Source organism: Streptomyces sp. NPDC005483 (assembly GCF_040606035.1).
Lineage (GTDB): Bacteria > Actinomycetota > Actinomycetes > Streptomycetales > Streptomycetaceae > Streptomyces.
Genome location: NZ_JBEXEA010000006.1, coordinates 294,681 through 315,941 on the forward strand (window position 1 = coordinate 294,681; position 21,261 = coordinate 315,941).

The 21,261-nt window shown below is 70.4% G+C and carries 15 protein-coding genes and 1 pseudogene; 8 read left to right on the top strand and 8 right to left on the bottom strand.

Annotated elements, in window-relative coordinates; genetic code table 11:
- Positions 1-346: 346 nt before the first annotated feature.
- Positions 347-618 (top strand): annotated as a pseudogene (locus tag ABZT06_RS14700) (MerR family transcriptional regulator); the annotation flags it as partial.
- Positions 619-806: 188 nt separating this feature from the next.
- Here the strand turns inward: ABZT06_RS14700 and ABZT06_RS14705 are convergent.
- The 4 genes from ABZT06_RS14705 to ABZT06_RS14720 all read right to left on the bottom strand — a co-directional run bounded on the left by ABZT06_RS14705 (position 807) and on the right by ABZT06_RS14720 (position 4,459).
- Positions 807-1,253, bottom strand: a complete 447-nt coding sequence (locus tag ABZT06_RS14705; RefSeq protein ID WP_355740030.1) for a response regulator — start codon at positions 1,251-1,253, stop codon at positions 807-809.
- Positions 1,250-2,860, bottom strand: coding sequence for a CHASE3 domain-containing protein (locus ABZT06_RS14710; RefSeq protein ID WP_355740185.1), 1,611 nt, complete (start codon positions 2,858-2,860; stop codon positions 1,250-1,252). The genes ABZT06_RS14705 and ABZT06_RS14710 overlap by 4 nt, the downstream gene beginning before the upstream one ends.
- A gap of 42 nt (positions 2,861-2,902) precedes the next feature.
- Entirely contained in the window at positions 2,903-4,096 is a 1,194-nt protein-coding gene (locus ABZT06_RS14715; protein ID WP_355740187.1) for a fused response regulator/phosphatase, read from the bottom strand.
- Between the two features lie 234 nt (positions 4,097-4,330).
- Positions 4,331-4,459 (bottom strand): hypothetical protein, encoded by a 129-nt coding sequence (locus ABZT06_RS14720; RefSeq protein ID WP_355740032.1) that lies wholly within the window; start codon positions 4,457-4,459, stop codon positions 4,331-4,333.
- Positions 4,460-4,655: 196 nt separating this feature from the next.
- On the opposite strand from ABZT06_RS14720, the gene ABZT06_RS14725 reads away from it, so the two are divergent.
- Together ABZT06_RS14725 and ABZT06_RS14730 are read left to right on the top strand one after the other, a co-directional pair.
- Positions 4,656-4,973, top strand: a complete 318-nt coding sequence (locus tag ABZT06_RS14725; protein ID WP_355740034.1) for a hypothetical protein — start codon at positions 4,656-4,658, stop codon at positions 4,971-4,973.
- A 176-nt stretch (positions 4,974-5,149) separates the two neighbouring features.
- Complete coding sequence (locus ABZT06_RS14730; RefSeq protein ID WP_355740036.1) at positions 5,150-6,058, top strand: glycoside hydrolase family 16 protein; 909 nt, start codon at positions 5,150-5,152, stop codon at positions 6,056-6,058.
- Here ABZT06_RS14730 and ABZT06_RS14735 read toward each other — a convergent pair.
- The 3 genes from ABZT06_RS14735 to ABZT06_RS14745 all read right to left on the bottom strand — a co-directional run bounded on the left by ABZT06_RS14735 (position 6,021) and on the right by ABZT06_RS14745 (position 10,707).
- A complete protein-coding gene (locus ABZT06_RS14735; RefSeq protein ID WP_355740039.1) occupies positions 6,021-6,938 on the bottom strand; it encodes an LLM class flavin-dependent oxidoreductase in 918 nt (305 codons plus the stop codon). The two genes, ABZT06_RS14730 and ABZT06_RS14735, sit on opposite strands and share 38 nt — an antisense overlap.
- 39 nt (positions 6,939-6,977) lie before the next feature.
- Positions 6,978-7,997: an aldo/keto reductase gene (locus ABZT06_RS14740; protein ID WP_355740041.1), complete on the bottom strand. Its 1,020-nt coding sequence runs from the start codon at positions 7,995-7,997 to the stop codon at positions 6,978-6,980.
- A gap of 226 nt (positions 7,998-8,223) precedes the next feature.
- Positions 8,224-10,707 (bottom strand): tetratricopeptide repeat protein, encoded by a 2,484-nt coding sequence (locus ABZT06_RS14745; RefSeq protein ID WP_355740043.1) that lies wholly within the window; start codon positions 10,705-10,707, stop codon positions 8,224-8,226.
- Between the two features lie 178 nt (positions 10,708-10,885).
- Here ABZT06_RS14745 and ABZT06_RS14750 point away from each other — a divergent pair, with 178 nt between their 5' ends.
- From ABZT06_RS14750 to ABZT06_RS14765, 4 genes are all read left to right on the top strand, one after another.
- Positions 10,886-11,341 (top strand): carboxymuconolactone decarboxylase family protein, encoded by a 456-nt coding sequence (locus tag ABZT06_RS14750; protein ID WP_355740045.1) that lies wholly within the window; start codon positions 10,886-10,888, stop codon positions 11,339-11,341.
- A gap of 110 nt (positions 11,342-11,451) precedes the next feature.
- Positions 11,452-11,913 (top strand): DUF1801 domain-containing protein, encoded by a 462-nt coding sequence (locus ABZT06_RS14755; protein ID WP_355740047.1) that lies wholly within the window; start codon positions 11,452-11,454, stop codon positions 11,911-11,913.
- 36 nt (positions 11,914-11,949) lie between these two features.
- Positions 11,950-12,846, top strand: a complete 897-nt coding sequence (locus tag ABZT06_RS14760; protein ID WP_355740049.1) for a PfkB family carbohydrate kinase — start codon at positions 11,950-11,952, stop codon at positions 12,844-12,846.
- A 314-nt stretch (positions 12,847-13,160) separates the two neighbouring features.
- Positions 13,161-15,491: a Tat pathway signal sequence domain protein gene (locus ABZT06_RS14765; RefSeq protein WP_355740051.1), complete on the top strand. Its 2,331-nt coding sequence runs from the start codon at positions 13,161-13,163 to the stop codon at positions 15,489-15,491.
- A gap of 9 nt (positions 15,492-15,500) precedes the next feature.
- Here the strand turns inward: ABZT06_RS14765 and ABZT06_RS14770 are convergent, their stop codons facing one another.
- The gene (locus ABZT06_RS14770; RefSeq protein ID WP_020120174.1) at positions 15,501-15,674 is read right to left on the bottom strand and encodes a hypothetical protein; all 174 of its coding nucleotides are present in this window, start codon (positions 15,672-15,674) and stop codon (positions 15,501-15,503) included.
- 244 nt (positions 15,675-15,918) lie between these two features.
- Here ABZT06_RS14770 and ABZT06_RS14775 point away from each other — a divergent pair, with 244 nt between their 5' ends.
- Positions 15,919-21,120 carry a family 43 glycosylhydrolase gene (locus tag ABZT06_RS14775; protein WP_355740053.1) on the top strand — a complete coding sequence of 1,734 codons (5,202 nt, stop codon included), beginning with the start codon at positions 15,919-15,921 and terminating at the stop codon, positions 21,118-21,120.
- Positions 21,121-21,261: the final 141 nt, after the last annotated feature.

Genomic DNA, 21,261 nt, shown 5'->3' on the forward strand with positions numbered 1-21,261 from the left:
GGCCGTCAGCACTGCGGGCCGTGAAAGAGGGCGCCTTCGAGGACGCGTTCCGCCTCATCGACGAGAGCCAGGCCGAACTCCTCGACGACCGACGGCCCCCAGGCCCGAGCGGGCGCTGCGCGATCTGGACACCGTCAACGGAGTCCGCGTCCGCCGCGCATACCGGGTCCGGGGCCGAGTCCGCCTCCGGGCCAGGCGCCGGGTCCGCAGCCGGGTCAGGGGCCGGGTCCGCCGCATCGGGCCGGGGCCGGGGGCGGGCCCGCCGCCGGGTCAGGCGCTGGGTCCGCCGCATCGGGTCAGGGGCCGGGTCCGCCGCCGGGTCCACGTCCGCTTCTGGGCCGGGGGCGGGGCCGGGGGCATGTTCATCGGGCCGCTCGCCGGCGCGGTCGGGATCCGGCCCGCGAAGCTGCGCAAAGGGGAGCGCGCCGGGCTGGTGTGGCCGCGCCGTGACGCGGTGACCGGATATCGCGTCTACGACGAGGCCGACGTACGGGACGCCCGGCTGACGCGTCAGCTCAGGCGGGGCGGCTGTCTGCTGGAGCAGACGCGCCGCTCATCGCCCAGGTCCGGGAGGCCGGCGGGCTGGAGCCGCTGCAGGACGCGCCGCGCGACTGGCACGGTGGGCAAGGCCGCGGAGTTGGAGGCGTGCCTTCGCGAGCGCGGTTGAGACACGGCCGCGGCCGTCGGCTGGAGGGGCAGGAAAGCTTCCCTTCCAGCCCACCCGCGCCGATGAAGGGGCCATCCGGGGCCGGGTACCCCTGTCGGCAGGTTTCGCCTTCCTGCGCCGGGATGCTGGTCGCGCGGCTTCAGAAGTGGCGTGGCAGGCGCACGACCTGGACGAAGAAGTCGTCGATCTGACGGACCGCGGCGATGAACTGGTCCAGGTCGACCGGCTTGGTGACATAGGCGTTGGCGTGGAGCTTGTAGCTGCGCAGGATGTCCTCCTCGGCCGCGGAGGTGGTGAGGACGACGACGGGGATGTGGGCCAGCTCCGGGTCGGACTTGATCTTCTCCAGGACCTGACGCCCGTCGTACTTGGGGAGGTTGAGGTCGAGCAGGATGAGGTCCGGCTGCGGCGCTTCCGCGTGGTCGCCGCGTCGGTAGAGGAAGTCCAGTGCCTCCTCGCCGTCCCGGACCACATGAAGCGTGTTGCCGATCTTGTTGTCCTCGAACGCCTCACGGGTCATCAGCTCGTCGCCGGGGTCGTCCTCGACGAGGAGCACGTCAATGGGGTTGGCGGCTGGGGTGGTCATGCCAGAACCTTATCCTCGCTGCCGACACCGGACGCCTCCGGGCTCTCGGCGATGGACGGAAGGGTGAAGCAGAAACGCGTGCCGTCCGTGTGAGCGGTGTCGATCCAGATCCTGCCACCGTGTTGTTCCACGATCTTCTTGCACAGTGCCAGACCGATGCCGGTGCCACCGTAGGCGTCCCGGCCGTGCAGCCGCTGGAAGATGACGAACACCTTCTCCGTGAACTGCTCGGGAATGCCGATGCCGTTGTCCGTGACGGACATCAGCAGACTGCCGGGCTCGTCCGGGTCCGTTCCGCAGGTGATGGACACGTGTGGAGCGCGGTCGGGGTGGCGGAACTTGAGGGCGTTGCCGACCAGGTTCTGCCAGAGCATGGTCAGCAGGGTCGGGTCCCCGACGACCTCGGGCAGCTGTTCCGGGCGGTCGACGCGGGCGTCGGACTCCTCGACGGCCGTCCCGAGGTTGGCCAGCGCCTTGTCCAGCGCCAGGCCGAGACCGACCGGCACCCGTGCGTCGTTGACCCGCCCGACCCGGGAGAAGGTCAGCAGGTCGTTGATGAGGACCTGCATGCGCCGGGCCCCGTCGACGGCGAAGTCGATGTACTGCCGGCCGCGGTCGTCGAGCTTGTCGCCGTAGCGCTTCTCCAGCAGCTGGCAGAAGGAAGCGATCTTGCGCAACGGCTCCTGCAGGTCGTGGGAGGCGACGTAGGCGAACTGCTCCAGCTCGGCGTTGGAGCGGCGCAGTTCCACGGCCTGCTCGTCCAGGTCGTCGGCCTGCCGCGCCAGTTCCTGTTGTTGTTCGCGGGAGGCCTCGAGTTCGGCCACGATGTGCCAGCGCATGCCCTCGACGGCGTTGGCCACCGCGGTCAGGTCGGCCGGGCCGCCGCTGGTGATGACGTGGGCGAAGTCGCCTCCCGACACCCGCCTGGACGCCGTGCCCAGCGCCTCCAGGGGCCGCGTCACCAGCACGCGGACCAGGACGGCGCTGGCGACTCCGGCCAGCAGGAAGACCGCGACCATCGCGGCCAGGACCCAGTTGCGCACGGCACGCTCATGAGCGAGATGGGAACGACCCTGGTCCACCGCCTTCGTCAGGTCGGCGTTCTGCTTGTTCCACAGGGCGCGCAGCCGGTCGAACTCCTTCTTGCCCTGATCGGCCTTCTGCTGGTCCAGCGGTTTGGGACGGCCGGGGGTGACCGTGGCGGCCAGGGGTTCGGCGTAGGTGCGGCGCCAGTCGGCCGCCTGGCCCTCGATCGCCCTGAGGTCCGCCAGCAGTGCGGGCCGGTCGCCGATGAACTCGCGCAGCCGGGCGGCCGAGCCCGTCTCGTCCCGTTTGCCCTGGGTGTAGGGGGCGAGGAACTGCCGGTCCGCGGTGATCGCGTAACCGCGGATGCCCGTCTCCTGGTTGACCAGCGCCGCCTGCAGCCGGTACGCCTCGGTCTGGGCGGGCTGGACGCGGCGCAGCAGGTGGTCGCTCACCTCCGCCGTCCGGCCGAGCAGGGTGGCGCCGACCACGCTGCCGATCACCACCAGCAGCGTCATGACGGCCAGCAGCAGGTAGAACCAGCCCTGCACCGTCAGTCGGCGTCCGCTCCACGCCGCGCCCATCCCTCGCCTCACCGTGTGCTCCGACTCCACGTTCCCACTCACTCAGTTCCAGTTCAGATGGACGACGGCCACATCGTCGGCCAGGCCGCCCTGCGCCTCGGCGAGGCTCTCGGCCTTCTCTATCAGCCGGTCCACGAAGGGCTCCGCCTCCAGGGCGGCTCCCTCCCGGGCGAGGGCCAGCAGCCCTTCCTCGCCGAGGCGTTCCGTGCCCCGGCTGACGTGCCCTTCGAAGAGGCCGTCGGTGAAGAGCACCACCGATGTCCCCGCCGGTACCGGCAGTACCGCCGTCGGCCAGCTCGCGCCGCCCGGGACCATGCCCAGCGCCGGTCCACCGGGCACCTCCACCCACTCCACGTCAGTGCCGGTGCGCTGAAGCAGGCCGTGGTGACCGGCTCGTACGATGTGGGCCTGCTGCTCTCCCGGGACGGCGGCCAGGGTCACGAGGGTCGCGAAGACCTCGTCGCGGGCCCGTTCGGCCATCAGCAGTTCCTCGAGGCGGGCCATCTGCTGTGCGCCGGTGATGCCGCTGAGGACGAGGGTGCGCCAGGCGATCCGCAGGGCGACGCCCAGGGCCGCTTCGTCCGGGCCGTGCCCGGAGACGTCCCCGATGAGGGCGTGAAGGGTGCCGTCGGCGCTCTGGACGATGTCGTAGAAGTCGCCGCCCAGCAGTGTCTGTGCCCGTCCGGGCCGGTAGCGGGCCACGACCTGGACGCCCTCGGCGCGCAGCAGGGGGCGGGGCAGGAGTCCGCGCTCCAGGCGGGCGTTCTCCTGTGCCTGGAGCGCTCCGGCCTGGAGGGCCACCGCTGCCTGCTCGGTCTGCTTGCGCTGGATCGCGTAGCGCACCGCCCGCCCGAACAGTTCGGGCTCCACCCGGCCCTTGACCAGGTAGTCCTGTGCGCCGGCGGCGACCGCGGCGAGGCCGGTCTGCTCCTCGGCGAGGCCGGTGAGGACCACGATGGCGACCTGCTCGGCCAGCCCCTGGACCAGGGAGACCGCCTCCAGACCGTGGGCGTCGGGCAGGTGCAGGTCGAGCAGGACGCAGTCGGGTGTCTCGGTGGCCAGCACCTCGGCGGCCTCGGTCATCGACCGCACCCAGCGCAACCGCATCTTCACGGCACCGTCGACGACCAGTTCCTCCACCAGCATCGCGTCGCCGGGATCGTCCTCCACGAGGAGGACCGACGGCTCCCAGTGCTGCCACGCCGTCTCGGCGGCGGCCGCCGCCGTCGACACCAGCTCGGCAGCCTCAGTCCCCGAGATCACTCTCGCCCCGGCCTCCCCACTCCATACAGGTCGTCTGCCGCCGGCCGTTGCCCAGGGCAACGCCGGGAACACGGTCAGAGCGACGATCCGATCTTCACCCGTCGCCCACGGCCGTAAGACAGCACGTCTACCCGGGGGCCGGTCCTCAGGCGGGCTCTGTGGCCGCCTCGGCAGTCCTGATCCTCGTAACCGATCTTCACTCCCTGGTCAGTTCCCCGCGAGGTCGAGGGGGACGAGCAGGTGGCCGTCGGCGTCACGGAGGGCATGGCCGAGCTCATCGGCGCTCCGTCCGGAGTGCTCCCCCTCCAGCTCTGCCGTACCTGTGCCAGCCGTCACCGACGTCGTCATCTTCCGCCCATCCCGAGATTCAGGTGTTCTGGCCGCGTTTACCCGCGAACCCGAGGACCATGCGCGGACGGTTTCAGAAAACCACGCCGGGCGACACGCCCCCTCCACATCCGGAGTGCTCCCTGCTCCTTCGGTTCCGATCGCCCTCACGGGGAACCGGGTAGGACGTCAGAAAGGAGTCCCCGTGACCACCTACGTCATCACCGTCCCCGGCACGTTCCTGCACGGAGTGCCCGACAACGTCCGCTCCGACATCGGACGAAGGCTTCGGCCGCAGGATCCCAGGAACACCGAGCTCGGGGAGAGCGAGGAGCTGAGTGTGCTGACCATGGAGGAGGACGGCATGTTCGCCGCCCGGGTGGAGGTCGAGGCCCCCGACCGGTTGCAGGCCGAGGCCGAAGCCGTACGGCTGGTCTCCCGGGCTCTGCGGGACAGCGGCCTGGCGGAGCAGGACGCCCCGTTGGGCCCCGCGGTCGTGACCGGCATCGACAGCGAGTTCTGAGGCGGTCGGCGGAGCGGGCCTTCCGGTTCGCGGCCTGTCCGGGGGATGGCGTCGCGCAGTGCGGCGGGCGAGGATGTTCCTTCGCGAAGTGCGGTCCGCTCCGCCGCGGTTCATGGCCTTTCGGGTGCCCGGCGCGGCAGGCGCGGACGGCGTCGGCCGCCTGAAGGAGCCTCGGGATGGGTTCACACGCAGCGCCGCACCACCGCAAGCGAATTCTGGTGACGGCGGCGAGTCTCCTGCTCATGGGCGGCGGCCTCCTCGGTCTCCCCCGGGCCGACGGTGCGCCCGCTCCGGCCGACGCCTGCCACAGCACCGCCACGCAGCTGCCTCGTGGTGACTGCGGGCCCTTCTGGCAGGTCCTCGCCGAGGACTTCAACGGCGACCGGGTGCCTCTGGGTTCGTTCAGCGACTGCGAGCACGACGTCGACACCTCGGCCGCTCACTGCGGAGGCCTGACAGGGAAGTACCGCGACAACTGGTGGGCGTATCCGACAGGTTGGCCGGACACGGCCGTCAGCCGAGGACGGGACGTGGTGGGTGTCTACCACCCCGAGGACACGGTCAGCGTCGGTCCCGCGGCGAACGGCGATGGGCGGATGACGGTCCGGATGTGGCGGCCCGCGGACGGTGGCCCCGTCCATGCCGCGGCCCTGGTGCCGCGTGCGGTGATGCAGATGAAGTACGGCAAGTACAGCGCGCGCATCAGGGTCACGAAACTGGCTCCCGGCTACAAGTCCGCGTGGCTGCACTACGGCGGAGGCTGCGAGATGGACCACCCCGAAGGCGAGTGGACCGGTTCCCTCAGCTCCTTCCACCACCCCTGCGGTGGCGGTGAGCAGGGCTACTTCCCGGGAAGCGACGACTGGACGCGGTGGCACACGGTCTCCACCGAGTGGACGCCGGGAAACGTCCGGTTCTTCGTCGATGGCCGGCAGACGGGTCATGACACCCGTGAGGTGCCGGACCGTCCCCTGTCCTGGGTGCTCCAGAACGAGAGCGCTCTGGAAGGCCCGGGGGCGGCACCGGGAAGCAGCGCGCAGCTCGACATCACATGGGTGGCGGCGTATGCGTACGGCTGGAAGTGAGCGGTCGGGCCGAGGGGGTGATGAGTTCTTCGGCGACCCACCGGGCGACGTGGGCGGGGTAGGGGGCCGGGAGGCCGAGGACGATGTGGGTGAAGCCCGCGTCGGTCGCTTCGGTGATGGCGTCGCGGGTGCCGCCCGGACGGTCGTAGGAGACGGGCAGGTGGATCGAGCGGGTGATCTCGGCGGGGTCGCGGCCGATCTCCTCGCAGTAGCGGTCCAGCAGTGCGCTGCGGTGGGTGACGTCGTCGATGTCACCGCCGGGGATGTTCCACAGGTCGGCGTGGCGGGCGGCTATGCGCAGGGTCGCGGACGAGCGGCCGCCGATGAGGATCGGCGGGTGGGGGCGCTGGACCGGTTTGGGGTTGCCGAAGGCGCCGGTGAGGTGGTGGTGGGTGCCGTGGTGGTCGAAGGGTTTCTCCTCGGTCCACAGGCGCTTGATCAGCGTGCAGGCTTCGGCGAGGCTGCCCACGGCGTGCGTGGAGTCGTGGAAGGGCAGGCCGTGGGCCTCGTACTCGCGTCTGGCCAGGGGGTGGTCCGGGCGGGAGCCGACGCCGATGCCGAAGTCGAGCCGGCCTTCGGAGACGATGTCGACGGTCGTGGCGATCTTGGCCAGCATCGCGGGCGGGCGGAAGCGGTTGCTGGTCACCATGACGCCGAGCCGTAGGCGCCGGGTCTGGGCGGCCAGCGCCGCGAGGAGGGTCCAGCCTTCGTGGGCCGGCCCGTCGGGGTCTCCGCCGATCGGCATGAGGTGGTCGAAGAGCCAGGCGTGCTCGATGGCGGGAATGGTGTCCGCCTCGCGCCAGACCCGCAGGATGTCGTGGTAGTCGACCTGCATCGGGGCGGTCATGATCCCGAAGCTGGGCGGGGAGTGCTGCGGCATGGACGGTGGGTCCCTTTCGTGCGGGGTCTCCCCCGGCGGTCAGCGGCGGCGCAGTGACGGGTCGAGGAGCGCGGGCGGGGTGTCGAACTTCTCGTGCGGGGCCAGGTCGGTGCCGGGGGCGACGATCTCGTCGATCGCGTCGAGGACATCGGCGGTCAGGACGGTGTCCGCGGCGGCGAGTTGGGCATGCAGGTGGTCGACCGTGCGGGGGCCGACGAGGGCACTGGTCACACCGGGGTGCGCGGTCACGAAACCGAGTGCGAGCTGGATGAGGGTGAGGCCCGCCTCTTCGGCGACCTCGGCCAGTCGCTCCACGGCGTCGAGCCTCGCCCGGTTGGCGGGGGTCGTGGTGTCGAAACGCTCGGGCAGGATCACCGAGCGGTGGGTGGTGATGTCGCGGCCCTCGCGGATCGCGCCCGACAGCCAGCCCGAGGCCAGCGGGCTCCACGCCAGCACGCCGAGGCCGTACTCCTGCGTGACGGGCAGGACGTGGGCCTCGATGCCGCGCTGGAGGATGGAGTAGCTGGGCTGTTCGGTGACGTAGCGGGCCAGGCGGTGCTCGCGGGCGGTCCACTGGGCCTGCACGATGCGGTGGGCGGGGAAGGTGGAGGAACCGAAGTAGCGGATCTTTCCGGCGCGTTGCAGGTCGGTCAGGGCCGACAGCGTCTCCTCGTCGCCGGTGTTCGGGTCCCAGCGGTGGATCTGGTACAGGTCGACGTGATCGACGCCGAGGCGGCGCAGGCTGGCGTCCAGTTCCGTGACCAGCCAACGGCGCGAACTGCCCTGGTGGTTGCGTTCGGTGCCGATGGGCATGCCGGCCTTGGTGGCCAGCACTATGTCGTCGCGACGGCCGGCGATGGCCTTGCCGACCATCTCCTCCGACTCGCCGTCGCCGTACATGTCGGCGGTGTCGATGACGTTGACGCCGGCCTCGAGAGCGGCGTCGACGATCGCGGTGGCCTCGTCCTGGGTGGTGCGGCCGATCCTGCCGAAGTTCATCGCGCCGAGCGCGAGAGAGCTGACCTGGACGCCGGTGCGGCCCAAGGTGCGGTACTGCATGAGCGTGTTCCTCCATGGCGGGTGGGGCCGTGCGGCATGGCACGGCTCGGCTGCCGGGGCTCCGCTCCGCCGTCACGGAGAAACGGAACCTCGTTCCGCCAACAATACGGAACGCGGTTCCGCTTTTGCAAGCGGGTGACGGCAGGGTGGACGACGCCCACCCGTACAACACGATCGAAGTACCGCTGAACCTGGCGCACGCCCCGCCACGGTTCGTCCGCCCGTCTCAGACGCCTGGTTCGGGCTCCGGCAAGGCCGCCCGACCCGCTGCCCGGTGTTCGGCCGCCGCCATCGGGTCGGTCTCGTCGAGGATCGCCGCGATGCCCTCGTGGGCCAGGGCCTCCGCGTGCCGGTAGCCGAGCTTCGGGGCAAGGTCCAGGGCCTGATGGTGGAGGCGCAGGGCTCGGTCGGGCAGGCCTGCCAGGCGGCACGTCTCGCCGTAGGCACTGAGGAAGTGGATCTTCCAGTGCTCCTCGAACAGCTCGTCCAGCAGCGCGAACGCCTGCTCGTGGCGTGCCAGGGCCTCCTCGTGGCGGCCCATCCCGCGCAGGGCGACGCCCAGGCAGTTCAGGCACCACGCCTCGTTGTGCTTGTGGCCGTCCTCCCGGGCCAGCCCGAGCGCCCGGTGCAGGTGCTCGGCGGCCTCGTCGGGGTCCTCATGGGCGATGGCCACGCCCAGGGTGATCAGGGCCGTCAGGGTGGGTGGCCACGCTCCGTCGGCGTGCGGGATCTCCAGCGCCGTACGGGCGAGTCGGGCCGCTTCCGCGCGATGCCCCAGTTGCAGCAGTGCCCATGCCTCGTACGCGGTCGCGTGGGCCGTGCCCATGGGGCTGCCGGCGTCCGCGTACAGCTTGCCCGCCAGCCGGAACAGGGCCAGCGGCTCCTCGACGTATCCCTCGTCCCACTTCAAGTAGCCGCGTCTCATGGTCAGTTCGGCCTCAGCGCGGGTGTCCCCCGTCCGGAGTACGAGTCGTGCCGCCTCCTCGTACGCGGCGCCCGCCTCCGCCATGCGGCCCGCGTTGTAGCGGGCGAAGCCCAAGTCACTGTGTGCCTCGGCCAGTTGCCGGGGGTCGTCGAGACGCTGTGCGGCGGCCAGGGATCGTTCGAAGAGGCCGTTGAGCATCGTGGTGCCGCAGCGCCGGGCGAAGTACGCCCGCATGAAGCGGGGCAGTTCGCACAGGTGCCGGTCGGCCCCGGCCTCCTCGGCCGCCTCGAACGCGGCCAGCAGGTTCAGGTACTCGGTGCCGAACCAGACGAGTGCCGTGATCTTGTCGCTGAACTGTGGCAGTTCAGCCGGGGGGCGGTTCACGGAGGCCTCGCGGCTCAGTGACGGGAAGGGCATCGCCGCGTCGGCGGCGGCGGCCGCGTGCACGTAGTGGTCGAGCACCCGGGTCAGGGCCCGGTCGCGGTCCGCCGGGGAGTCCTGCTCCTCGGTGGCGCGGCGGGCGTGCTGGTGGACCAGGTCGTGGAGGCGGTAGCGGCCCGCCGCCGGCTGCTGGACCAGGTGCGCGTCCAGCAGGTCCTCCAGCATCGCGCGGGCGCTGCGCAGCGGCACGTCCGCCAGCGCCGCCGCCACGTACTCGTCGAACGACGACCCCGGCAGCAGGCCCAGCAGCCGGAACAGCCGGGCCTTGGCGCGGTCCAGCTGCCGTACCGACATGGCGAACGCGGTGTCGAACTCGCTCGCTCCCTCCGCCATCCGCTCGACGAGGATGCCCACCGTCCAGCCCGGCCGGTGCCGCAGCCGGGCCGCGGCCAGCCGCAGCGCCAGTGGCAGCCGGCCGCACAGGCGCAGTACCTCGGCCGTGGCCCCGGGGTCGCGCCCCAGGCGCCCCTCGCGCCCGTCGGTCTCGCCGCTGGCGCGGGCCAGCAGCTCGGCGCTCTCCTGCTCGGTCAGCACGTCCAGCGACACCGGCGGGACCTCGTCCAGGCCGAGCAGCCGGTTGCGGCTGGTGATGAGGGCGACGGAGGGGCCGGCACCGGGCAGCAGGGGGCGGACCTGGTCGGCGTCGGCGGCGTTGTCGAGGACCACGACGGCCCGACGGTGGGCGAGTTCGGACCGCCAGCAGGCGGCCAGTTCCTCGACCCCGCCGTCCTGGGGGACCTTCTCGGAGGGCACGTCGAGGGCGGCGAGGAGCGTGCGCAGGGCGCGGTCCGGGTCGAGCGGCCTGCGGCCCTCGGTGAAGCCGTGCAGGTCCAGGTAGAGCTGGGCGTCCGGGTAGTCGGCGGCGAGCCGGTGCGCGGCGTGCACGGCGAGGCAGGTCTTGCCGACACCCGCCATGCCGTCGACGGCGATCACCCGGCTGCCGGCCACCCCGTCGAGCAGGGCCCCGAGTTGGGCCTCGCGGCCGGTGAAGTCGGGCACGTCGCGCGGGAGGTCGTTGCGGGGCGGGCGCGGTGCCCCGGCGGGCGGCGACGGCGGGGGAACCTGGCGGCTGGTCTTCGGCGGGGCCGGCAGGGGGGTGGAGGCCCGCTCCCACAGGGGGCGCAGCGGGCGGGGATCGCGCTGGACGAGGCGGCACAGGGCGATCACCGCGGGCCAGGGCGGTACCGTCCGGCCACTGAGGTACCGGGAGAGCGACGACGAGCTGAGACCGGCGTCCCGTGCGAGGGCCCGAACGCCTCGCTTCGACAGCTCCTGGAGCAGCCGCAGCCGGGCAGCCAGCTCCTCCTGCGGGTCGCCGCCCACTGTCCGGTCGTGCTCGACCACTGTTCCCCGCCCCCTGTCCCACCCCGGCAGAACTGGTCCGGGCCGGATCGTGCCTGTTCAAGGCCGTTTCGGCTGTCCCACGGTGTCCCACGACCGTCGTCCTGGCAAGCCCCTTCGGCTGAGATGGAATCACACCCCGCCGCAGCGGGGGCACAGCCCGACAAGAGGAGCGATTCCCATGCAGTCCCGTATGCAGAACCCCGCCGCCGTCCTGTCCGACGCGATGCAGCCCATCCAGCAGCTCTTCAAGGCCGTGCACTCCGGTGGGGTGGACGGACAGACGCTGGAGCTGGTGCATCTGCGGGTGAGTCAGATCAACGGATGCAGCGCGTGTGTCGACGCCGGCGCCAAGACGGCCCGTAAGGCAGGAGTGGGCGACGAGCGGCTGGCCACGGTCGCCGCGTGGCGGGAGGCCCCCTACTTCACCGAGGAGGAGCGGGCGGCGCTCGCGCTGGCCGAGGCGGCGACGCGCCTCGCCGACCGTCCCGACGCGGTGAGCGACGAGGTCTGGGACACGGCCGCCACCTACTTCGACGAGAAGCAGCTCGCCGCGATCGTCCTGATGATCGGCGTCACGAACCTGTTCAACCGGCTCAACGCCACGACCCGACAGATCGCCGGCGCGTGGGGGTGAACGGCGTCGCGCCGGTTCGGCGCGAGGATGTCCCTGACCGAGCGCAGATGAGTCCGCAGATCAGTCCGCGAACCCACCCGTAGATCAGTCCGTAGACCTGGAGGAAACTCATGACGAGCACGCGGAAGACGGCCGCCAAGAGCACCGAGACGTTCACCGCCGAGGAGCGCGCCGCGATGAAGGAACGCGCCCAGGAGCTCAAGACGTCGGCGCGCCGCAGCTCGCGTGCCGACAAGGCGGCCGAGGACGAGGCCGCCGTGGTCGCGAAGATCGCCGAGATGCAGGACGCGGACCGGGTCATGGCCGAACGGATCCACGCCGTCGTCAAGGCGAGCGCGCCCGGACTGGCACCGAAGCTCTGGTACGGGATGCCCGCGTACGCCAAGGACGGCAAGGTCGTCTGTTTCTTCCAGAGCGCGCAGAAGTTCAACGCGCGGTACGCGACCTTCGGTTTCAACGACAAGGCGAACCTCGACGAGGGCACGATGTGGCCCACCGCCTTCGCGCTCACGAAGCTGACGGCCGCAGACGAGGCGCGGATCGGCGAGCTGGTGAAGAGGGCGGCGGGCTGAGGCCCGAGGACCGCGAACAGGAAGAGGTGCCAGAAGGTGGAGCCGACGGACAGCCGACGTCCCGAAGGGCTGTTCGTCGGCCTGTGCACGCTTGACGTCATTCAGCTCGTGGACCATGTGCCGGGACCCGACGAGAAACTGACGGCTCGTGAGCAGGTCGTGGCGGCGGGCGGTCCGGCGGCGAACGCGGCCGTGACCTTCAGCCACCTGGGCGGCACGGCCGGACTGCTGACCGGCATCGGTTCCCATCCACTGGGAGTCGCGGTGGCGGCGGATCTGCGCGCGTTGGGCGTGAGCACCCGGGACCTGGCGGCCGGCTCGACCCAGCCGCCCGCCGTGTCCTCCGTGCTGGTCACCGCGTCGAGCGGGGACCGCGCCGTCGCGTCGACCAACGCGGCCGGGTTCCGGCTCGCGCCACCCGCCGACCTCGCCGCGCTGGTGGCCGCGTGCGACATCGTCGAGCTGGACGGCCACCACATGGAACTGGCGACGGCGACCGCCCGGGCCGCGCGTGCCGCCGGGCGACGGACCGTCTTCGACGGGGGCAGCTGGAAGGCCGGTACGGAGAAACTCCTGCCGTCGATCGACGTGGCCGTGTGCTCGGAGGACTTCCGGCCGCCGGGAGCCGACAGCCCCGAGGACACCCTGCGGTTCTTGCGGGAGCACGGAGTCGTCTGGTCGGCCGTCAGTCGCGGCGAACGACCGATCCTGTGGGCCGGTCCTCACGACAGCGGCACGGTGGACGTGCCGTTGGTTGGGGTCGCGGACACGCTCGGCGCGGGTGACGTCCTCCACGGTGCGCTCACCCATCACCTCGCCGGTCAGGAGCAGTTGACCCGTCGGGTGTTCACCGAGGCGCTGCACGGCGCGGCCGCCGTGGCCTCGCGGGCATGTGTCTCGTTCGGCACTCGGGCCTGGATGCGGCCCCGCTGACACGCATAGCACTCGCCTGGTCGGCCGTCAGCCGCAGCGAGCGGACACACTCGGCGCGGATGGCGTCATCCACCGTGCGCTCACCCATCACCTCGCCCATCACGGGCAGTTGACCCGGCGCAGGTTCACCCAGATACACGCCCACGTGGTCCCGCGGGCGTGTGTCTCGTTCGGCACTCGGGCCTTGATGCAGATCCGATGACACACATCGGATCTATACCGCTCCATTGACGGACAGCAGCCTCAACTCTAAGTTGCATCGCGGGATAGCTCCGATGACTGCTAGCCCAGAGCCGAGCCTGTCTGGAGGCACCATGTCCTCTCCCGCCGCGCCCGATCCGTCCAGACGTACCGTCCTCGCCACCGGTACCGCCCTCAGCGGCGCGCTGCTGGCCCCGGGCCTGACCCCACAGGCGGCAGCGGCCGACCGCACCGAAGCGGCGCCGGCCCGCGACCCCTGGAGCGTGGTTCTCGAGGACGCCGACCTCGTCTGGCAGCGGATGCCGACGGCCTGGCACGAAGGCCCCTTCCTGGGCAACGGCTTCCTCGGCTCCGGGATCTACGCCGAACCCGGCTCCCCCTCGAACGCGGTGCGTTTCAACATCCAGCACTCCGAAGTGCAGGACCACCGCCCCGAGTTCGGCTCCCTCTTCGGCCTCGCCCGGCTGCCGATCGGGTACTTCACGCTGGAGCCCGTGGGCACGATCACCGGCCTCGACTGGCGACTGTCGCTGAGCCACGCCGAGTTGACCGGCACGCTCACGACCGACAAGGGGACCCTGGACCTGCGCGCCCTGATCCACAGCGACCGCTCGGTCCTCGCCGTGGAAGTGACGGCGAGCGACGGTGAGCGCGGCTTCCGATGGGTGTTCCATCCCGCGGACGCGATCAGCCCACGGGCCGCATTCAAGCCCCTGCCGGACGGCTACCAGGGCAATCCGCCCGCCCAGGTCGCCGAGCATGACGGGATCACCGCGGCCGTGCAGCCACTCCTGGCGGGCGGGCAGCATGTCACGGCGTGGCGGGAGCGGGCCAGGGGCCGGACACGGACGCTGTACGCGCATGTCGCGCACTCGTACCCCGGGGCCACGGCCCTGGGCCGGGCCCTCGAAGCGGTCCGCCGGGCGGCACGACTCCCCTACTCCGCCCTGGCCGTGGACCACCGTGCCTGGTGGCACGCCTTCTACCGCAAGAGTTTCCTGTCGCTCCCCGACGCCCATATCCAGCGCTTCTACTGGATCCAGCTGTACAAGACCGCCTCCGCCGCCCGCCGCGACGCCCCCGTGATGGCGACGAGCGGCCCCTGGCTGGAGCCCACCCCCTGGCCCAACACCTGGTGGAACCTCAACGTCCAACTGGAGTACTGGCTCATCCACGGCTCGAACCATCTCGAACTCGACGCCGTGACCCGCGCGTTGAGCGAGTTCCGGGACAATCTCACTCAGGAGACCCCGGCGCCGTACCGCACCGACTCCCTCGGCATCCCGCGCACCACCGACCCCCAACTGGTCAACGGCGCGGCCAGCGCCCTCATGGGCTACGGCGTCGGCATCCCCGGTCAGGACCCACCCACCCCCGAAGTCGGCAATCTGACCTGGGCGTTGCACAACGTCTGGCTCAGCTACCGGCACACGATGGACCGGTCGATCCTCCGGGACGTCCTGTTCCCCCTCCTGCGCAAGGCGATCAACTTCTACCTGCACTTCCTCGAGCCCGGCCCGGACGGCAAGCTGCACCTGCCCGCCACCTTCTCCCCGGAGTACGGCGGCGACACACGTGACTGCAACTACGACCTGATGCTCCTGACCTGGGGCTGCCGAACCCTTCTCGAATCCGCCGAACTCCTCGGCCTCAAGGACCCGTCGGCGCCCCGCTGGCGCGAGGTGCTGGCGAAGCGGGTGCCGTATCCGACGGACGCGAACGGCTTCATGATCGGCGCGGACATCCCCTTCGCGAAGTCGCACCGCCACTACTCGCATCTGCTCGCGGTCTATCCGCTGTACGAGGTCACCGGCCGCACACCCGACGAACGCGCCCTGATCGAGCGGTCGTTGGCGCATTGGGTGGGCTTCGAGGGCGCCCTTCAGGGCTACACCTTCACCGGAGCCGCCTCCATGTCGGCACTGCTCGGCAAGGGCGAGGACGCGCTTCGGTATCTCGGCGAGCTGATGACCCGCTTCATCCAGCCCAACACCATGTACCAGGAGTCCGGGCCGGTCATCGAGACACCGCTGTCGGCGGCCCAGTCCCTGCACGACATGGTGTGCCAGTCGTGGGGCGGTGTCATCAGGGTGTTCCCGGCGCTGCCCGCCGCCTGGAAGGACCTCGCCGTGCAGGACTTCCGCACCCAGGGTGCCTTCCTGCTCAGCGCGGTCCGCCGCGGCGGCGCCACCCGCTGGGTACGGCTCGTCAGCGAGGCGGGTGCCCCCTGCGTCGTACACCATGGGATCACGGGACCGATCGAGGTGCGGGACGGACGAGGCCGCCCCCTGGGTCACGAGGACGCCGGAGACGGCACCGTCCGTATCGCGCTGCGCGAGGGCGAGTCGGCGCTCCTCACCGCCAGGGGTGAGCGCCCCGACCTGACCGTCGCGCCGGTCCGCCCGAACGAGGCCGCTCCGCGCTGGGGGCTGCCCCGTATCTGACGGGACTCACTACCGGCGGCCGCGCACGTTCCAGCCGCTGCCGATGCCGGCCAGGTGAAGTGCGAGCACCATGAGGCCGAGCAGCATGATGTTCGTCGAGGTGAACGTGTCGTTCGTCGAGATGTCCGCCGCGTTGATCAGAAAGGAGATGAAGAACAGGACCGCGGAGATGATGGCCAGCATGGGTGTCCATCCCTTCGGATGACTAGGTCATTGACGCCCCGTGCAACTCGATTTCCCCCAACTTGTCGGAGCATGCCGACTGTTGAGGACCGGACAGCAATGCGTTCGGCCTGTCGGACATCGTTCGAAACCTCTTGACGTGTCCGCACAACCCGATTGACACTCTCGCAACACGACGTCACACAGCCGAAACGGCAGGGTGCCCACGGCCGAGGCCCCGCCACGCCTCAGCAGGGAACCCCACATGACGTACCTCGCACGTCCGCGCACCCGCGCGAGACGCAGGGCGGGCCGCCTCGCCGGTCTGACCGCCGCGTCACTGCTCCTGGGCCTCGCCGCGCCCATGGTCCCCGCCCAGGCGGCGGACACCGCGGACGTCACCGATGGACTGGCCCTCTGGTACAGACTCGACGGCGCCTCGGGCAGCACCGTCACCGACGCCTCCGGCAACGGCCGCGACGGCACGGTGAACGGCACCGCCGACTGGTCGGACCCCGCGCAGGGGCTCGCCTTCAACGGCTCCGACACCTACGTCAAGGTGCCGGACAACGTCATGAAGGGCATGGACTCCATCACCGTCTCCACCGACGTGCTGATCGACTCCGCCCAGAGCACGCCGTACTTCCTGTACGGCTTCGGCAACTCCAGCGGCAGCAACGGCGACGGGTACCTGTTCGCCACCGGCAACTCCCTGCGCACGTCGATCGCGACCGGCAACTGGTCTACCGAGCAGACCACGAAGCCCTCCGACGGGCACAACCTCACCCGCGGGGTGTGGAAGCAGCTCACCTACACCCAGACCGGCACGACCGGTGTCCTGTACGAGGACGGTGTCGAGGTCGGCCGCAACACGGCGGTCACCATCACGCCCGGCGCCATCGGCTCCGGAACCACCACCGCGAACTACATCGGCAAGTCGGTCTACTCCGGCGACAAGCTCTTCAAGGGCCGGATCCGCGACTTCCGGGTCTACGACCGCGCCCTCGCGGCCTCCGAGGTCGAGCAGCTCTCCCTCCCCGTCGCCACCGAGGGCGTCGCCGCCGACAAGGCCGCGCTGAGCCTCGGCGACACCGGCGCGGTCACGGCGGACCTGGACCTGCCGAAGACCGGCACGGCCGGTGGGTCCACCTTCACCTGGGCCAGCGACAACACGGACGTCGTGAGCGACTCCGGGAAGGTGACCCGCCCCGCCGCCGGTGAACCGGACGGCCACGCCACGCTCACGGCGACCCTCAAGAAGGGTTCCGTGACCGACACCAAGAGCTTCGACGTCACGGTCCTGCCCGCTTTCGACGACGCGACGGCCACCGAACAGGCCGCCCGGGCCCTCACCGTCCACAACCTCGACGACGTACGCGGCAACCTGACCCTCCCGGCGACCGGCTCGTACGACACGAAGGTCGCCTGGTCCTCCGCCCGGACGGATGTCATCGACGCCGACGGCGTGGTCCACCGCCCCGCGCACGGCGACGGCGCCACCACCGCGGAACTCACCGCGACCGTCACCAAGGGCGCGGCGAAGGCGACCCGCACCTTCACCGCGAAGGTCCCCGAACTCCCCGCGAGGCAAGCCCTCAAGGGCTACATGTTCAGCTACTTCACCGGCGAGGGCACCTCGGACGGCGAACAGCTCTACGCCGCCCTCAGCAAGGGCGACGACCCCATGAAGTGGCGGGAGCTGAACGACGGCAAGCCGGTCCTGACCTCCACGCTCGGTGAGAAGGGCCTGCGCGACCCGTTCATCATCCGCTCCCCCGAGGGCGACAAGTTCTACCAGATCGCCACCGACCTGAGGATCTACGGCAACGGCGACTGGGACGCCTCCCAGCGCACCGGCAGCAAGTCCATCATGGTGTGGGAGTCCACCGACCTGGTCCACTGGACGAACCAGCGGCTGGTCAAGGTCTCCCCGGACAGCGCGGGCAACACCTGGGCACCGGAGGCGTTCTACGACGCGAAGCTCGGCGAGTACGTGGTCTTCTGGGCGTCGAAGCTGTACGACAACGAGGCGCACTCCGGCGACACGTACAACCGCATGATGTACGCGACCACCCGCGACTTCTACACCTTCAGCGAGCCCAAGGTCTGGATCGACCGCGGCTACTCGGTCATCGACTCCACGATGATCCAGAACAACGGCACCTACTACCGTCTCTCCAAGGACGAGCGGAACAACACCTCCTCCACGCCCAACAGCAAGTTCATCTTCGAGGAGAAGAGCGACTCGATCCTCGACCCGAACTGGACGGCGGTCGCGGAGGGCATCGGCAAGGGCGCGATGAATGCCGCCGAGGGTCCGCTGGTCTTCAAGTCGAACTCCGAGGAGAAGTGGTACGCCTTCCTCGACGAGTTCGGCGGCCGCGGCTACATCCCGTTCGAGACGACCGACCTCGACTCCGGCAACTGGACCCCGGTCGCCGACTACGACCTGCCGGCCAAACCGCGCCACGGCACCGTCCTCCCGGTCACCCAGGCCGAGTACGACCGGCTGCTGCGCTCCTACCAGCCGGACCAGCTCGTCGAGAGTGTCGAAGGCATCAAGGTGAAGACGCGGATCGGTGAGGCCCCGGTCCTGCCGGCCACCGTGATCGCCTCGTACGCCGACGGCGTGAAGCGTCCCGTCGCCGTCACCTGGGACGACGTCCCGGCTGCCAAGTACGCGCAGGCCGGCACCTTCACGGTCACCGGCAGCCTGCCGGACGGCGCCGCGATCCCGGTCCAGGCCGAGGTCACCGTCTCGGAGGAGGGAGCCGACGTCCCCGCCGACCTCCTCCTGCACTACGGATTCGACGAGACGGGCGGCAACATCGCGGCCGACTCCAGCGGCCACGGCTACCACGGCACCTACGTGGGTACGCCCGCCTTCGGCACGGGCGTGCAGGGCGGCTCCTTCAAGATGTCGGGGGACGCGACGGGTTCGCCGTACGTGAAGATCCCGAGCGGTGTGCTGAAGGGCGCCGGCAGCGTCACCGTGTCGACGTACGCCAAGTGGAAGGGCGGCAGCAGCTTCCAGTGGTTGTTCGGGCTCGGTCCGGACAGCAACACGTACCTGTTCGCCACGCCCTCGAACGGCGGCAACAGCCTCTACTCGGCCATCACGAAGGCGAGTTGGTCGGCGGAGTCGAAGCTGACGGCCGGCTCGCAGCTCACGCCGGGCGAGTGGCGGCACGTCACGGTCACGCTCGACGGGGCGTCCGGCACGATGGTGCTCTACGTCGACGGCGTCGAGGCGGCCCGTACGACGACCACCATCAAGCCGTCCGAGCTGTACGACGCGAACAAGGACTACAGCGGCTACATCGGCAGGTCCCTGTACGCGGGCGACCCGTCCTTCGGCGGCGAGGTCGACGACTTCCGCATCTACGACCGGGCCCTGTCCGCCGCGGAGGTGATGGAGCTCAGCGGCAACACCGCGGGCATCGCCAAGGCCACGCACCCTTCGCTCAAGGTCGACGCGATCGTCGACAACGCGGACAGCAAGGTCACGCTGCCGATGAAGGAGGGCACCGATCTCACCGCGCTGGCACCGGAGTTCACCCTCGCGCACGGCGCGGCGATCAGCCCCGCCTCCGGGAGCGTGCAGGACTTCAGCAAGCCAGTGTCGTACGAGGTGACCGGCTCCGACGGCAAGAAGCGCACCTGGACGGTCTCGGCGCTCGTCATGAAGAGCCCGGTACTGCCGGGCCTCAACGCCGACCCGAACATCGTGCGGTTCGGCGACACCTTCTACCTCTACCCGACCACCGACGGCTTCGAGGGCTGGAGCGGCACGCAGTTCAAGGCGTACTCCTCCACCGACCTGGTCCACTGGAAGGACCACGGCGTCATCCTCGACCTCGGTCCCGACATCTCCTGGGCGGACAGCAGGGCCTGGGCGCCGACCATCGCCGAGAAGGACGGGAAGTACTACTTCTACTTCTGCGCCGACGCCAACATCGGTGTCGCGGTGTCCGACTCGCCGACCGGTCCGTTCAAGGACGCGCTGGGCCAACCGCTGCTGAAGGCGGGCCAGTTCAGCGGCCAGATGATCGACCCGGCCGTGTTCACCGACGACGACGGTCGGTCGTACCTCTACTGGGGCAACGGGCACGCCTATGTGGCCCCGCTGAACGCCGACATGACCTCCCTCGACCTCACGAAGATGAAGGACATCACGCCCGGCGGCTACAACGAGGGCACCTTCGTCATCAAACGGGGCGGCACCTACTACTTCATGTGGTCGGAGAACGACACCCGCGACGAGAACTACCGCGTGGCCTACGCCACCGGCCCCTCCCCCACCGGCCCCTGGACCAAGCGGGGCGTGATCCTGGAGAAGGACCTCTCCCTCGGCATCAAGGGCCCCGGTCACCATTCGGTGGTCCACGTGCCGGGCACCGACGACTGGTACATCGCCTACCACCGCTTCGCCATCCCCGGCGGTGACGGCATGCACCGCGAAACGACCATCGACAAGCTGGAGTTCGACGCCGAAGGCCTGATCAAGAAGGTCGTGCCCACCCTCACGGGCGTCGACCCGGTGACCGTGGTGCACGCCGGTGCGGACGGCAGCGGGAAGGAAGGCGACGCGATCGCACTGCGCGGCACGATCTCCGGTGCGGGCGGCCCGAAGTGGACCGTCGAGGCGGGAGCGCCCTGCTCCTTCGCCGACCCCGCCTCGGCCGCGACGACGGTCACCTGCACCGACAACGGCACCTACACGGTGACCCTCACGGGCGGCCGCAGCAGGGACACCGCGACGGTCGAGGTGGCCAACGCGGCGCCGGTCCTCGTCTCCGCGGCGGGTCCGCGGTCCCCGGTGCCGGTGGGCAGGCGCACGGTCGTCACGGCCGAGTTCACCGACCCGGGCGCCAGTGACACCCACACCTGCGTGCTCGACTGGAAGGACGGGAGCGCGCCACAGTCCGGCACAGTGACCGCGTCGGGCTGCCGGGCCGAGCACACGTACGCCAAGGCCGGAATCCGCCGGCCGGTGATCACCGTCACCGACGACGACGGCGGCTCGGACAGCAGGACGCTTCCTGAGCTGATCGTCTACGACCGCGCCGCCGGTCCCGCGCTGGGCGCCGGTGTCCTCACCTCCCCGGCAGGGGCCTACCCGGCCGAGCCAAGCGTGCCGGGCAAGGCCGCCTTCTCGTTCGCCGCGGCCTATCTGCCGGGAGTCGTCGCACCTGCCGGCGAGGTCTCCTTCGACTTCGGCCGGGCCGGGCTGAAGTTCCGTTCCAGCGGCTCCGACTGGCTCGTGGTCACCGGCTCGCAGGCCGTCTACCAGGGGTTCGGCGCGGTCGACGGCAAGAGCGGATACGGGTTCCGGGTCACCGCCACCGATGACCCGGACACCTTCCACCTGAGGATCTGGAAAAAGTCGGGCGGTGAGGTCGTCTACGACAACCTGACCGGCTCGAAGGTCACCGGCATCATCGCCATCGGCAGCGGCCGACGGTAGTTCCACCCCTGCCGAGCCCCGTCGACAACCCCTTTGTCGACGGGGCTCAGTGTTTGCCTGGTTCAGAGACATGACCAATTAACCTCTGCGCAACCTCTTTCGCGCGGCACGACGGCGTGGCATCCTCACCCGTCAATGCAC